The 13,057-nt window shown below is 69.1% G+C and carries 14 protein-coding genes and 1 tRNA gene; 9 read left to right on the top strand and 6 right to left on the bottom strand.

The features are described from left to right. Positions 1 to 113: 113 nt before the first annotated feature. Positions 114 to 196: transfer RNA gene (locus AB0I67_RS07130), tRNA-Leu, on the bottom strand. A 174-nt stretch (positions 197 to 370) separates the two neighbouring features. On the opposite strand from AB0I67_RS07130, the gene AB0I67_RS07125 reads away from it, so the two are divergent. The 7 genes from AB0I67_RS07125 to pknB all read left to right on the top strand — a co-directional run bounded on the left by AB0I67_RS07125 (position 371) and on the right by pknB (position 9,061). Further along, positions 371 to 1,111, top strand: coding sequence for a DUF3662 and FHA domain-containing protein (locus AB0I67_RS07125; protein ID WP_357918973.1), 741 nt, complete (start codon positions 371 to 373; stop codon positions 1,109 to 1,111). A gap of 17 nt (positions 1,112 to 1,128) precedes the next feature. Continuing rightward, positions 1,129 to 1,596, top strand: coding sequence for an FHA domain-containing protein (locus AB0I67_RS07120; RefSeq protein ID WP_357918969.1), 468 nt, complete (start codon positions 1,129 to 1,131; stop codon positions 1,594 to 1,596). Beyond that, positions 1,593 to 2,846: a Stp1/IreP family PP2C-type Ser/Thr phosphatase gene (locus AB0I67_RS07115; RefSeq protein ID WP_357918966.1), complete on the top strand. Its 1,254-nt coding sequence runs from the start codon at positions 1,593 to 1,595 to the stop codon at positions 2,844 to 2,846. The genes AB0I67_RS07120 and AB0I67_RS07115 overlap by 4 nt, the downstream gene beginning before the upstream one ends. 26 nt (positions 2,847 to 2,872) lie before the next feature. Beyond that, on the top strand, positions 2,873 to 4,231 hold the full coding sequence (locus AB0I67_RS07110; RefSeq protein WP_357920372.1) for an FtsW/RodA/SpoVE family cell cycle protein: 1,359 nt from the start codon (positions 2,873 to 2,875) through the stop codon (positions 4,229 to 4,231). After that, positions 4,228 to 5,679 carry a penicillin-binding protein 2 gene (locus AB0I67_RS07105; protein ID WP_357918963.1) on the top strand — a complete coding sequence of 484 codons (1,452 nt, stop codon included), beginning with the start codon at positions 4,228 to 4,230 and terminating at the stop codon, positions 5,677 to 5,679. Before AB0I67_RS07110 ends, AB0I67_RS07105 begins: the two co-directional genes overlap by 4 nt. Continuing rightward, positions 5,676 to 7,133 (top strand): serine/threonine-protein kinase, encoded by a 1,458-nt coding sequence (locus AB0I67_RS07100; RefSeq protein WP_357918960.1) that lies wholly within the window; start codon positions 5,676 to 5,678, stop codon positions 7,131 to 7,133. Before AB0I67_RS07105 ends, AB0I67_RS07100 begins: the two co-directional genes overlap by 4 nt. Before the next feature lie 83 nt (positions 7,134 to 7,216). Beyond that, entirely contained in the window at positions 7,217 to 9,061 is a 1,845-nt protein-coding gene (gene pknB / locus AB0I67_RS07095) for a Stk1 family PASTA domain-containing Ser/Thr kinase (protein WP_357918957.1), read from the top strand. 155 nt (positions 9,062 to 9,216) lie between these two features. On the opposite strand, the gene AB0I67_RS07090 is transcribed toward pknB, so the two are convergent. The 3 genes from AB0I67_RS07090 to AB0I67_RS07080 are packed head-to-tail and all read right to left on the bottom strand — an operon-like array spanning position 9,217 to position 10,570. Continuing rightward, the gene (locus tag AB0I67_RS07090) at positions 9,217 to 9,792 is read right to left on the bottom strand and encodes a gamma-glutamyl-gamma-aminobutyrate hydrolase family protein (RefSeq protein WP_357918954.1); all 576 of its coding nucleotides are present in this window, start codon (positions 9,790 to 9,792) and stop codon (positions 9,217 to 9,219) included. Continuing rightward, on the bottom strand, positions 9,789 to 9,947 hold the full coding sequence (locus AB0I67_RS07085) for a hypothetical protein (RefSeq protein WP_357918951.1): 159 nt from the start codon (positions 9,945 to 9,947) through the stop codon (positions 9,789 to 9,791). The genes AB0I67_RS07090 and AB0I67_RS07085 overlap by 4 nt, the downstream gene beginning before the upstream one ends. Positions 9,948 to 9,949: 2 nt before the next feature. Next, the gene (locus AB0I67_RS07080; RefSeq protein WP_357918948.1) at positions 9,950 to 10,570 is read right to left on the bottom strand and encodes a class E sortase; all 621 of its coding nucleotides are present in this window, start codon (positions 10,568 to 10,570) and stop codon (positions 9,950 to 9,952) included. A gap of 137 nt (positions 10,571 to 10,707) precedes the next feature. Here AB0I67_RS07080 and AB0I67_RS07075 point away from each other — a divergent pair, with 137 nt between their 5' ends. Continuing rightward, positions 10,708 to 10,965: a cell division protein CrgA gene (locus AB0I67_RS07075; RefSeq protein ID WP_357918945.1), complete on the top strand. Its 258-nt coding sequence runs from the start codon at positions 10,708 to 10,710 to the stop codon at positions 10,963 to 10,965. Between the two features lie 34 nt (positions 10,966 to 10,999). Here the strand turns inward: AB0I67_RS07075 and AB0I67_RS07070 are convergent, their stop codons facing one another. Together AB0I67_RS07070 and AB0I67_RS07065 are read right to left on the bottom strand one after the other, a co-directional pair. Further along, positions 11,000 to 11,872, bottom strand: a complete 873-nt coding sequence (locus tag AB0I67_RS07070; RefSeq protein WP_357918943.1) for a rhomboid family intramembrane serine protease — start codon at positions 11,870 to 11,872, stop codon at positions 11,000 to 11,002. Between the two features lie 20 nt (positions 11,873 to 11,892). Next, on the bottom strand, positions 11,893 to 12,429 hold the full coding sequence (locus AB0I67_RS07065; protein WP_357918941.1) for a peptidylprolyl isomerase: 537 nt from the start codon (positions 12,427 to 12,429) through the stop codon (positions 11,893 to 11,895). Positions 12,430 to 12,576: 147 nt separating this feature from the next. Here AB0I67_RS07065 and AB0I67_RS07060 point away from each other — a divergent pair, with 147 nt between their 5' ends. Beyond that, positions 12,577 to 13,050, top strand: a complete 474-nt coding sequence (locus AB0I67_RS07060; RefSeq protein ID WP_357918938.1) for a hypothetical protein — start codon at positions 12,577 to 12,579, stop codon at positions 13,048 to 13,050. The last annotated feature ends 7 nt before the right edge of the window (positions 13,051 to 13,057 follow it).

Below are 13,057 nucleotides of genomic sequence, written 5' to 3'. Positions count from 1 at the left end.
AGGCCTACCGTCTCCGTGCGGAGCGCGAGCCGTACCGCCGAGAATGTCGCCAAACGAAAAGAGCCCCGGCTCTTGCGAGCCGGGGCCTCTTTCGTCACTGTGGTGACTCGAAGTGGGCGAGGAGGGATTTGAACCCTCACGTCCTTTCGGACACACGGACCTGAACCGTGCGCGTCTGCCGTTCCGCCACCCGCCCTTTGTTGGGTGCGGAGAAACAGTAGCACGGAACTGCCGGTAGTACTGAACCCGGATACGATCGCATCAGACACGGAAGCGGAGGAACAGGGTCACCGCAGCCGTGGAGGAGGCGGTGTGCCAGTCGCGGGCACTTCAAAATGGCCTCTGCTTGCACGAGAGGGAGGTACACCCGGTGGGAGTCCTTCAGCGCTTCGAGCGAAGGCTCGAAGGCTTGGTTGAGGGGGCCTTTGCGCGGGCGTTCAAGTCAGACCTGCAGCCGGTCGAGGTTGCCAGCGCCGTCCAGCGTGAAATGGACGAGCGCGCGGCGATCGTGGCTCAGGGACGCACGCTCGTGCCCAACGACTTCGTGGTCGAGCTGTCCACGACCGACAGCGAGCGGTTGGAGGTCTACGCCGACAGCATCAGCCACGAGCTGGCCGAGCTCGCCCGGGAGTACGCGAAGGAGCAGGGTTATTCCTTCGTGGGACCGGTCAGGGTCCGTTTCGAGACCGCGGCGGATCTGGCCGTCGGGCTCTTCCGCATCCGCTCCGGCGTCATCCGTGGCGCCACGGTGGAGCAGGACGAGATCCGGCAGCCGGCCAGTGATCTGCCGCCCGCCCGCTCGCACGCCTTCGGCGGCCGTCCACGGCTCCTGGTCTCGACCCAGGACGACCCGCAGGGCGACCGCTCCTACGAGCTCACGACCCCGGTGACGCTGCTCGGCCGCGGCACCGACTGCGATCTTCGCCTGGTCGATCCAGGCGTCTCGCGCCACCACGCGGAGCTGCGCGTCGAAGGCCCTCTGGTGGTCCTCGTCGATCTCGGCTCCACGAACGGCACCTTCGTCAATGGCCAGCCGGTACGCAGAATCGAACTCCAAAACGGCACTCGGGTGACGTTGGGGCGTACGACTCTGGTGTTCCGGCGCGATTAGGGGTAGACAAACGGTCCATGTCCGAGCTCACGCTGCTGCTGATCCGGCTCGCCTTCCTGGCGGTGCTGTGGTTCTTCGTCATTGCCGCAGTCGGTGTGATCCGCACGGATCTGTTCGGCTCCCGTACGGCTCCCGCCGCGGCACCCCGTAAAGCACCCAAGGCGCCCAAGCCGGTGGCCAAGCCCAAGAAGGGCGAGCCCAAGCAGCTCGTCGTGACCGGCGGCCCCCTGCAGGGAACCACCATCACCCTCTCAGAAGCGCCCATAACCATCGGCAGAGCCACCGACGCGACGCTGGTAGTCAACGACGACTACGCCTCCAGCCGGCACGCGCGGCTCTTTCCCCAGGACGGTCAGTGGATCGTGGAAGATCTTGGATCGACGAACGGCACGTACCTCGACCGCTCGAAAGTGACCCGCCCAACCCCCGTGCCGCTCGGAGTTCCGATCCGGGTCGGCAAGACAGTCATTGAATTGCGCAAATGACCATCGCACTCCGCTACGCAGCCCGCTCGGACGTCGGCCTCCTCCGCGAGGGGAACGAGGACTCGGCGTATGCCAGCGGCCGCCTGCTCGCCGTCGCGGACGGCATGGGCGGGCACGCACACGGCGAGGTGGCCAGCTCGGTCGCCATCGCCGCCATGGCCTCCCTGGAAGAGGCCCCCGGGGGTTCTGACCTGCTCGACGCCATCGAGACAGCGGTTCACGACGCCAATCGCAAGCTGCACGAGATGGTCGGACGGGATCCCACGCTCAAGGGCATGGGCACCACCCTGACCGCCATGTTGTGGAACGGCACGCAGGTCGCGCTGGTGCACGTCGGCGACTCGCGGGCCTACCTGCTGCGCCGTGGCGAGCTGTACCAGATCACCCACGACCACACCCTCGTGCAGCAGCTCGTCGACGACGGCCGCATCACGCCGGAGGAGGCCGCGACGCATCCGCAGCGGTCGATCCTGCTGAAGGCGCTCGACGGCAGCGAGGAGGTACGGCCCGACCTGGCGTTGCGCGAGGCCCAGATCGGCGACCGCTACCTGCTGTGCTCCGACGGGCTGTCGGGCGTCGTGAGCGCCGAGACGCTGCACTCGACCCTGACCAACCTCGACGACCCGGACGAGGCGGTCCGCCAGCTCATCGACCTGGCCAACCGCGGCGGCGGCCCCGACAACATCACCTGTGTCGTGGCCGACGTCGTGGAGCTGACCGACGGCTACCAGGTGCCGCACGAGGCGGCCGTGGTGGGCGCGGCCGGCATGAACCGGCTGCGGAGCAGCAACCAGGGCGGCCCGCCGGGGCGAGTGAGCGCGGTGACCGCTCCCCAACCGATCCTCACCGATGACGACTACGACCCCGCTCCCGCGGCGGTCCGTCGTCGCCGGATGTGGCCGGTGCTGGTCACCGCGCTGGTCGTGGCCGTCGGCGTGGGCGGCTACTTCGCCTACAACAAGACCCAGGAGAACTTCTTCGTCGGCGCCGAGGGCAACCAGGTGGTGGTCTTCCGCGGCATCCAGACCGAGCTCGGGCCGTTCAAGCTGTACTCCCTGGAGCGCGGCACCGGGCGCAACCTGAACGAGCTCTCCGACGCGCAGAAGGCCTCAGTCGTGGACGGCATCCCGGTCGACAGCGTCGACGAGGGCCTGGAGAAGGTGAACACGCTGACCTTCACCACGGCGGTCAAGCCCTCCGCCTCCCCCACGCCGTCCGTCTCCTCGACCCCGAAGAAATCCGGTAGGTGACCGACTTGGTGGTAGCCCCCGTCCCCATGCCCGCCAAACGGCGGGTCGCGCAGTTGGTCATGCTGGCCGTCGCCGTGCTGATCGTCATGGGGGCCTATGCCAACGTCGGCCTGGCCATGCACGACCAGGTGCCCTCGGGCATGCTCACCTACGGTCTCGGCCTCGGCGGGCTCATGCTCGCCGCCTATCTGGTGCTGGCCAAGTGGGCGCCCTGGGCGGATCCGCTGATCCTGCCGCTGGTGACCCTGGTCAACGGGCTCGGCCTGGTGATGATCTACCGGCTGTCGGAGTCCGACTCGAAGACCGGCGAGCTGTCCAACCCCACCACGCAGTTGATGTGGACCTTCGTCGGGGTCGCCCTGTTCAGCCTCACCCTGATCTTCCTGCGCGACCACCGGGTTCTGCAACGGCTGACCTACACCATGGGCGCCGCCGGCCTCTTCCTGCTCATCTCCCCGTTGATCCCGGGGCTCGGACAGGAGATCAACGGCGCGCGGATCTGGATCGGCATCCCGGGCCTGGGCTCCATCCAGCCCGCCGAGTTCGCCAAGCTCGCCCTGGTGATCTTCTTCGCCGGCTATCTGGTCGCCAAGCGCGACGTGCTGGCGCTGGCCGGGCGGCGGCTGCTCTTCATCGACCTGCCGCGCGTGCGCGACCTCGGGCCGATCCTCATCCTGTGGGGCATCAGCATCGGCATCCTGGTCATGCAGAAGGACCTCGGCTCGTCGCTGCTGCTGTTCGGGGCCTTCATCGCGATGCTCTACATCGCCACCCAGCGCAGCTCGTGGGTGATCATCGGCATCCTGCTCTTCGTGGGCGGCGCGGTTCTGGCCGGCAGCATCTTCAACCACGTGCAGCAGCGCTTCGAGGTCTTCCTCGACCCGGAGAACCCGGCGCTCTTCGACAAGATCGGCGGCAGCGGGCAGCTCATGGAGGGCCTGTTCGGGATGTCCTACGGCGGCATCCTCGGCACCGGGCTCGGCCAGGGCCACCCCGACCTGATCCCGCTGGCCTTCTCCGACTTCATCTTCGCCGCCACCGGCGAGGAGCTGGGCCTGACCGGGCTCATGGCGCTGCTGATGATCTACGCACTGATCGTCGAGCGCGGCCTGCGCACCTCGCTCTCGGCCCGCGACCCCTTCACCAAGCTGCTGGCCGGCGGCCTGTCGTTCATCCTGGCCTGGCAGGTCTTCATCATCGTCGGCGGCGTGACCAACCTCATCCCGCTGACCGGCCTGGTCACCCCCTTCATGTCGCAGGGCGGCTCCGCGCTCCTGGCTAACTGGATCCTTATCGCGCTGCTGGTACGCATGTCGGATGCCGCCCGGCGCCCCCCACCCCAGGCGATCCAGAACGAAGGATTGACGCAGGTGTTCCAGCGATGAACGGCACCCTCAAGCGCGTGGCCGTGGCCTGCCTGGCCATGTTCGCGCTTCTCATGATCAACGTGAACTACCTGCAGGCGGTCAGGGCCGAGGACCTCAAGCCCGACGCCCGCAACAAGCGCAACTACTACGACCGGTACGCGGTCGAGCGCGGCCGCATCACCGCGGGCGGGAAGGTCATCCTCGCCCAGTCGGTGGAGAAGAAGCAGGGCGCCTTCCGCTACCTGCGGGAGTACCCGGAAGGCGTGCTCTACGCGCACGTCACCGGCTTCTTCTCGCCGGAGAGCGAGTCGCAGATCGAGCGCTCGGAGAACAAGCTGCTCAACGGCTCCAGCGCCGACCTGCTGCTGCGCCGGAGCATCGACCTGTTCACCGGCGAGCCGACCCGCGGCGCCAACGTCGACGTGACGATCAACCCGAAGGCGCAGAAGGCGGCCTACGACGCGCTGCGCCAGAGCGGCAAGCGCGGCGCGGTGGTGGCGCTCGACTCCAAGACCGGGGCGATCCTGGCCATGGTGTCGCTGCCCACCTACGACCCGGCCGAGCTGTCCAAGCCCGAGAAGGGCCCGGTGTTCAAGCGGTACGACGAGCTGGCCAAGGACAAGTCGCAGCCGCTGCTCAACCGCAACATCGACCGCACCTACGCGCCCGGCTCCACCTTCAAGGTGGTCACCACGGCCGCGTGGCTGGAGGACGACAGCAGCCGCGACGGCAACACCACCGTCGACGCGCCGACCAAGCTCGACCTGCCCAACACCACCGCCGACCTGCCCAACTACGGCGGCTCGGCGTGCGGTGGCGGCAACGTGCCGATGGTGTACGCGCTGGAGAAGTCCTGCAACACCCCGTTCGGCAAGATCGGCCTCGACCTCGGGTACGAGCGCATGGCCGAGCAGGCGCAGAAGTTCGGCGTGGGTGAGCCGCTCAGCATCCCGATGGCGGTGGCCAAGAGCTCCATCGGCCCGAAGGAGGACCCGGCGGCCATCGCCCAGGCCTCCATCGGCCAGCGCAGCAACCAGATGACGCCACTGCAGATGGCCCTGATCGCCGCGGGCATCAACAACGACGGCACGGTCATGCGGCCCTACCTGGTGAACAAGATCACCGACGCCAAGAACGACGAGATCGAGGCGGCCGACCCGCAGGAGCTCTCCGAGGCGATGAGCCCCGACAGCGCCCGGAAGCTGCGCGAGATGATGATCAGCGTCGTCGCCAACGGCACCGCCCGCGCCGCGCAGGTGCCCGGCGTGCAGGTCGGCGGCAAGACCGGCACCGCCGAGACGGCCCAGGGCCAGGCGCCGCACGCGTGGTTCATCGGCTTCGCGGAGAACGTCTCGCTCGCCGTCATCGTCGAGTCGGGCGCCGCCCGCGTCGGCGACGAGGCCACCGGTGGCGGCGTGGCCGCGCCCATCGCCAAGGCCGTGCTGGAAGCGGTGCTCGGCAAGTGACGACGCAGCTCGGCGGACGCTACGTCATGGTGTCCCGCATCGCGCGGGGCGGCATGGGCGAGGTCTGGCGTGCCCGCGACGAGCTGCTCGGCCGCGAGGTCGCCGTCAAGCTGCTGCGCAAGGACGGCCCGGGTTCCGGCGCCGACCACGGCCCGGCCGGCTGGGTGGCCCGCTTCCGCAACGAGGCCCGCATCACCGCGGGCCTCACCCACCCCGGCATCGCGCAGGTCTTCGACTACGGCGAGCAGAGCGACCTGGCCTACCTGGTGATGGAGCTGGTCCAGGGCGAGTCGCTCTCGGCCATCCTCGCCCGGCACGGCGCGCTCGGCGCCGAGGTCACGCTCGACGTGCTCCAGCAGACCGCGCGGGCGCTGCACTCGGCGCACTCGGCCGGGATCATCCACCGTGACATCAAGCCGGGCAACCTGCTGGTCACCCCCGAGGGCGCCATCAAGGTCACCGACTTCGGCATCGCCCGTGCCATGGAGTCGCCCTCGGTCACCATGACCGGCACCGTGCTCGGCACCGCCCAGTACGTCAGCCCCGAGCAGGCCCAGGGGTTGCCGCTCACCCCGTCCACCGACCTGTACTCGCTGGGCGTCGTCGCCTACGAGTGCCTGTCCGGGCGGGCGCCCTTCGTCGCCGAGACGCAGGTGGCCATCGCGCTGCTGCACCTCAACGAGCCGCCGCCCCCGCTGGGGGCCGACGTGCCGGCGCCGGTGCGTGACCTGGTCATGCGGCTGCTGTCCAAGGACCCCGAGCGGCGGCCGGCCACTGCGGCCGAGCTGGCCGACCGGGCGGGTGTGCTGCGCGAGACGCTGGCGGGGGCCGCGGCTCCGGTCACCGAGCTCAGCATGCTGACCGACCCGTCGGGCTTCCGCGTCGGGCGCGCCACCGGCTCGTACGGCTCCGCCGTACCCACCGGCTCGTACGGCTCCGCCGTACCCACCGGCTCGTACGGCTCCGCCGTACCGGCCGGGTCCACGGGCGCGTACGGCACGGCCGAGACCGACGGCGACCTCGTCGAGCCGGTGCCCACGACGCGGTTCCGTTCGCGACGGCGGCGGCGCACCACGGTGCTGGTGGCCACGGCGGGCGCGGCGGCGGCGGTGGGCCTCGGCACGGTCGCGGTGATCACGCTCAACAGCGGCCCGCCACCCAGCGTGGCCGACCCGACCGAACGCGTGACCAGCAAGCCTTCGGTGAAGCCGACGAAGAAGAAGCCCTCGACCCGGCGCCCGTCGCCGGTTCCGGTCACGCCGACGAAACCGGTAACCTCACCGTCAGCTACCGTAAGCAAGACGGCTTCGCCCACGCGGAAACCGACGACGTCGAGCCCGACCCCGACCCGAACCCCGACTCGCACACCAACCACAACCCCCACATCGACGCCGACCACACCGGCACCGTCGGACTCCCCGGACCCGGGCGACACAAATCCGCCGGAAGGGTGAGACTTGATGCGGCGCGGGGCCGATGATGGACACCGGTGCGTAAAGCCGGTACCCAAGATGAACGGTAAGGGACAGTGCAGGAAATGACTCAGCCTCGGCTACTCGGAGGTCGCTACGAGCTCGACGGAGTCGTCGGGCGCGGCGGCATGGCCGAGGTCTACCGCGCCAGGGACATCCGGCTGGACCGCATTGTCGCGATCAAGACACTGAGGTCGGATCTTGCGCGCGACCACACCTTCCAGGCTCGCTTCCGCCGTGAGGCGCAGTCGGCGGCGTCGCTGAACCACCCCGCGGTCGTGGCCGTCTACGACACCGGCGAGGACACCGCCGAGGGTGCGCCCGTGCCGTACATCGTGATGGAGTACGTCGACGGCCGCACGCTGCGCGACCTGTTGCGCCAGGACCGCCGGCTGATGCCCGAGCGCGCGGTGGAGCTGGTCGACGGCATCCTGCGGGCGCTCGACTACAGCCACCGCGGCGGCATCGTGCACCGCGACATCAAGCCGGCCAACGTGATGATCACGCGGGCGGGCGACGTCAAGGTGATGGACTTCGGCATCGCCCGCGCGATGGCCGACTCGGCCGCGACGATGACGCAGACCGCGCAGGTCATAGGGACCGCCCAGTACCTCTCACCCGAGCAGGCGCGCGGCGAGCGCGTCGACGCCCGCAGCGACATCTACTCCACCGGCTGCGTGCTGTACGAGCTGCTGACCGGGCAGCCGCCGTTCACCGGCGACTCCCCCGTCGCGATCGCCTACCAGCACGTGCGCGAGGAGCCGATCCCGCCGTCGCAGATCGACCCCGAGATCCCCAAGTGGGCCGACGCGATCGTGCTGAAGGCGATGGCCAAGGACCCGGCGCACCGCTACCAGAGCGCCGCCGAGATGCGCGCCGACATCGCGCGCGCCATGTCCGGGCAGCAGACCGAGGCGCAGACCATGGCGCTGGCCTCCTCCGGCACCCGGATGATGACCTCGACGCAGGGCGGTCCCTCGACGCAGCGCACCTCGGCCATCCCCGCCTACGAGTACGACGAGGGCGGCGGCGGCCGGGGTGGGCGCAGGCGCGCGGCCGGCGGCGGCGGTGGCGGCGGCAAGGTCGCCAAGACGCTCGCCTGGATCCTGGTGCCGCTGCTCATCATCGGCGCGTTCATCGGCGTCGGCTACTTCTTCCTGGTGGACCGCTCGGGCGGCGGCGCCGACCCGGCGGCGAGCAAGGTGAAGGTTCCCGCGGTCGTGGGGATGACCATCAAGGACGCGCGCACCGAGCTCGACTCCGCGGGGCTGAAGTACACCGAGACCGAGGACTTCAGCGCCGAGTACGAGGAGGGGATGGTCATCAGCACCGACCCCAAGGACGGCACCGAGCTGGACAAGGGCGCCGAGGTGAAGCTCGTCGTCTCCAAGGGCGCGAAGAAGATCGCGGTGCCGGAGGGGCTGGTCGGCAAGTCCGCCGACGAGGCCAAGTCGATCCTCGACGCGGCCGGGCTGAAGGCGCAGATCCAGCAGAAGAACTCCAGCAAGGCCGAGGGCAAGGTCTTCGACACCGATCCCAAGGCGGGCGAGGAGGTCGAGGAGGGCGGCACGGTCACCCTGTTCGTGCCGTTCGCGCGGGCCGAGGTGCCGGACGTGCAGGGCTGGACCAAGGACGAGGCGGCTGCGGAGATCAAGCGCGCCGGCTTCAAGGCCCGGATCGTCGAGCAGCCGAGCGACGTCATCGCCTTCGGCACGGTCATGCAGCAGAACCCGCCGCCCGGCACCAAGCTGCCGCCGAAGGGCACCGTGACGATCATCGTCTCGTCCGGCCCCGAGCAGCCGACGGAGGAGCCGACGCTCGGCCCGACCGACGATCCGGATCCCACCGAGGAGCCGACGGATCCGAACGAGGTGCCGACCGAGGAGAACCCTGAGGACCAGGGCGGCTGATCACCGGCCGTAGAGCACCGGCGAAGCCCCCGGGGGACGGCCCCCGGGGGCTTCGCCGTGTCGCCTTGTCGCCGTGTCCCGGACATGGAACGTCCCCGCCACTCGGGGGCGATGGCGGGGACGTCACTTGGATGTCGGTGCGAGTCGCGCCGGCGTTACAGGATCTCGTCGAGCCAGTTCGCCAGCAGCCGGTGCCCGTGGTCGGACAGGATCGACTCCGGATGGAACTGGATGCCCTCCACGGGCGCCGTACGGTGTCTGAGGCCCATGATGGTGCCGTCGGGGGTCTGGGAGGTCACCTGGAGCTCCTGCGGCACGGTGGCGGGCTGTACGGCCAGCGAGTGGTAGCGCGTCATCCGCACCGGGTTGGGGAGCGTGCGGAAGACGCCGTGGCCGTCGTGGCTGATCTCGCTGGTGCGGCCGTGCATCAGCTCGGGCGCCCGGCCGACGGTGCCGCCGAGGGCCACCGCGATGGCCTGGTGGCCGAGACAGACGCCCAGGAGCGGCTGCCCGTGCTCGATGGCGTGGTGGACGAGGGGCACGCTCACCCCGGCCGCCTCGGGGGTGCCGGGGCCGGGGCTGACCAGCACGCCGTCGAAGCCGTCCGCGTCGTGCACGGCCACCACGTCACGCGGCCGTACGTCGCAGTCGGCGCCGAGCTGGCGCAGGTACTGCACGATGGTGTGGACGAAGCTGTCGTGGTTGTCCACGACCAGCACACGGGGGCTCACTGTCGGACGGTCACCTCATCCAGCGAGATCGCCGGTTCGAGTAGCGGAAAGACGAAATACCAGAGTACGGCTCCCGCGCCGAGGGCCAGCGCCCCGGCCAGGAGCAGCCGCAGGGTGAACCCGCCGGGGAGCCGCCGCCAGAGCCAGCCGTACATGGTCAGACCTTCCTCGCCTCGGTGTTCTTGAGCACGCCGTACACGATCAGCCGCTGCGCCGCCGAGTACTCGGGGTGGCAGGTGGAGAGCGTGATCATCGCGCGGATCGGCCGCAGGCCCGGCTTGCGCGGCACCGGGGCCAGCACCTCGACCTCGTCCGGCTCGACGATCTCCTGGGAGGTGACCCGGTAGGTGTAGCGCGCCTCACGGGCCTCGACGACGATCTCGTCGTCGCGTTCGAGCCGGTCGAGCTCGTTGAAGGGCGCGGCGTAGGTGGTGCGGTGCCCGGACAGGACGAAGTTGCCCACCTCGCCGGGGAGCGCGCTGCCCGGGTAGTGGCCGGGGCCGCGCTTGAGGTGGTCGGCGTCGACGCCCTCGACGACGGCGTACTGGTACTCGCGGCCCAGCCTGGGGATCTTCAGCAGGGCGATGGCCTTGCCGAGCTTGATCTTGTCGAGCTTCCGGTCGCCGCCGTCGGCGTCCTCGCGCAGTTCCTGCTGCAGCAGGGCCTGCTGGCGAAGGGTGTAGGAACTGGTTCCCCACAGCAGGTACGCGCAGAAGAGCATCAGCACGAGCCCGGCCGTGATGCTCAGCTCGCCGAAGGCCCGCAGGAACGCTCTCACGGGCTCCACCCTAGAAACTGCAGCTCCACGGGATCGCCACGACATGCGCGTGGCGACTATCCTTGGCCAGGCTTCAACTACGCTTAACAAAGAGCCTTGGACGATCCGGAAGCCCAGGCCCTCAGCAGGAGTTACCCGTGCCCAAGTCGAGTTCGCGCAAGAAGGCGGTCTACACGCCGCCGCAGAAGGCCAAAGAGGTCAAGCTCAGCCCCCGCTGGCTGGCGCCGACCATGGTGGCCTGTTGGATCATCGGCATCCTGTGGATCGCGGTGTTCTACGTCACGAACGTCGCGGGTGTCGACGTGCCCCTCATGACCGACCTCCAGAACTGGAATCTCGGCATCGGGTTCGCTTTCATCATCTTCGGTGTGGTGCTTTCCACCCGCTGGCGTTAGTTCTTTCCACAAGTTTTTCCACACCCTGGGGATGTCAGCCCACAAGCTGTGCGGTCCTGAGGATGACGAGGACGACGAGGACGGCCAGCGTCCCCACGAGAGCTACGGTCTGCACCACTGTGCGGCGGTTCCGGGGGGCGTAGGCCAGCGCCGCCGAGACGAGCGCGCCGGTGATCAGACCGCCGACGTGCGCCGTCCAGCTGAGCTGTACCCCGAACAGGCCACCGGGGATGAGCCGCGGCAGGAAGGTGATCGCCAGGTTGATGGCGATCAGGACGACCACGCCTCGCACGTCCATGTTGAGCTTGCGGCCGACCACGAAGACCGCGGCGAACAGGCCGTAGACCGCGCCCGACGCGCCGGCGCTCCACACGTTGGCCGGGTCGAGCCAGTAGCTCAGCACGCCGCCGCCCAGCGCGCTGAGCAGGTAGAGCGCGGCGAAGCGCACATGCCCGAAGGCCCGCTCCAGGTAGGGGCCGATGGCGTAGACGGCGTAGCCGTTGAACAGGATGTGGATGACGCCGAAGTGCAGGAACGCGCTGGTGATCAGGCGGTAGTACTCGCCCAGCCCGGCCACCGCGACGACGTTCATCGCCAGCTCGCCGGTGAGCGCGTCGTTGGTGAGGTACTGGCCGGCGAACATGAGCGCGATGAGGCCGATGATCGCGTAGGTCACGATCGGCTTGGTCACCACGCCGCCGCCGAAGGTGGAGCGCGCCTGCCGTACCCCTCGGTTGCCTTCGGCCACGCAGTCGGGGCACTGGAAGCCGACCGCGGCGTCGCGCATGCAGTCGGGGCAGATCGGCCGGTCACAGCGCTGGCAGCGGACCCAGGTCTCGCGGTCGGTGTGCCGGTAGCAGGTGGGCGGCACCACCGGCTGCGAAGGCTGGGCAGGCTGGCTCGTCATACGAGCCAGCCTAAAGCCACTTACGCAGGCACGCGGTCGATGGTGACCTTCTCGATGACGACGTCGTTGACGGGGCGGTCGCCCCGCGCCGTCGGCGCCTTCGCGATGGTGTCGACCACGTCACGGCCTTCGATGACCTCACCGAAGATGGTGTGGCCCTGGTTGAGGTGCGGCTGCGCGCTGACGGTGATGAAGAACTGCGAGCCGTTGGTGCCCTTGCCCATGCGGCGGCCGGCGTTGGCCATCGCGAGCAGGTAGGGGCGGTTGAAGTTGTTCTGGGAGTGGATCTCGTCGTCGAAGTCGTAACCGGGGCCGCCGATGCCCCGGCCGAGCGGGTCGCCGCCCTGAATCATGAAACCGCTGATGACGCGGTGGAAGATCGTGCCGTCGTAGAGCGGGGCGTTGGTCCGCTCGCCGCTCTCCGGGTGGGTCCATTCGCGCGTGCCCTCGGCGAGCTCGACGAAGTTGGCCACGGTGACCGGTGCGAGCTCGGGGAAGAGCTTGATGCGGATCGTGCCGTGGTTTGTCTGAAGGTTTGCGATCAGCTTCTCAGCCACGAGAAAGCCGCCCCCTCTGCGATTTGTCCAGGTCTGAAAGGTATGGCCGTGAGGCCGTCACAAGCATCCTCCCACGGGAGCGGATGATTGAGCCGCCTTCCACCGGGAAGGTCAGGCTGCGGGGCCCCATCGACAGGGGAGGTTGACGTGTCCCTGACACTCAGAAAGCGCCGCGTGGTCATCGAAGTCCCGAGCACGTGGATGGGCCGAATGAAGGTCCAGGCCAAGCGGGCCGGTGGTCGGCTCGCGCCGATGGCGGACCAGGCGAGAACAGTCGCCTCGTCCCGTATCGAAGACGCCCGTTACTGGGCGGCTCCTAAGTTGGAGGATGCCGCTCATCGGGTGGAAGACCAGTTCGCGCCCCGGGTCAGCGCCATGCTGACGCAGGCCGCGAAGCGGGTCGACCCGTCCCCGGCGCGTTCGCGCCGGTGGCCGGTGGCAGTCCTGATGACCGGTCTCGCCCTGGGCGCGATGGGCTACATGTTCTACCGTCGCAACGCCCAGCAGTGGACCGATCACATGAAGGACTCGGCCGCCGACGCCTCGCGGTGGGTCAGCGAGAAGGCCGACCGGGCTTCGGACAAGACGTCCGACCTGGCCGACGAGGCGTCCAAGAAGTAGCAAGACG

This window comes from Nonomuraea sp. NPDC050310, assembly GCF_040655795.1.
GTDB lineage: Bacteria > Actinomycetota > Actinomycetes > Streptosporangiales > Streptosporangiaceae > Nonomuraea.
The sequence above is the reverse complement of the archived record's forward strand: the minus strand, read 5'-3'. Positions and strand labels throughout refer to the sequence as shown.

Bases quoted from the DNA above. Each gene is read 5' to 3' on its own strand.
- AB0I67_RS07120 (WP_357918969.1), top strand. From the start codon at position 1,129: ATGTCCGAGCTCACGCTGCTGCTGATCCGGCTCGCCTTCCTGGCGGTG.
- AB0I67_RS07115 (WP_357918966.1), top strand. From the start codon at position 1,593: ATGACCATCGCACTCCGCTACGCAGCCCGCTCGGACGTCGGCCTCCTC.
- AB0I67_RS07110 (WP_357920372.1), top strand. From the start codon at position 2,873: ATGCCCGCCAAACGGCGGGTCGCGCAGTTGGTCATGCTGGCCGTCGCC.
- AB0I67_RS07105 (WP_357918963.1), top strand. From the start codon at position 4,228: ATGAACGGCACCCTCAAGCGCGTGGCCGTGGCCTGCCTGGCCATGTTC.
- pknB (WP_357918957.1), top strand. From the start codon at position 7,217: ATGACTCAGCCTCGGCTACTCGGAGGTCGCTACGAGCTCGACGGAGTC.
- AB0I67_RS07085 (WP_357918951.1), bottom strand. From the start codon at position 9,947: ATGTACGGCTGGCTCTGGCGGCGGCTCCCCGGCGGGTTCACCCTGCGG.
- AB0I67_RS07070 (WP_357918943.1), bottom strand. From the start codon at position 11,872: ATGACGAGCCAGCCTGCCCAGCCTTCGCAGCCGGTGGTGCCGCCCACC.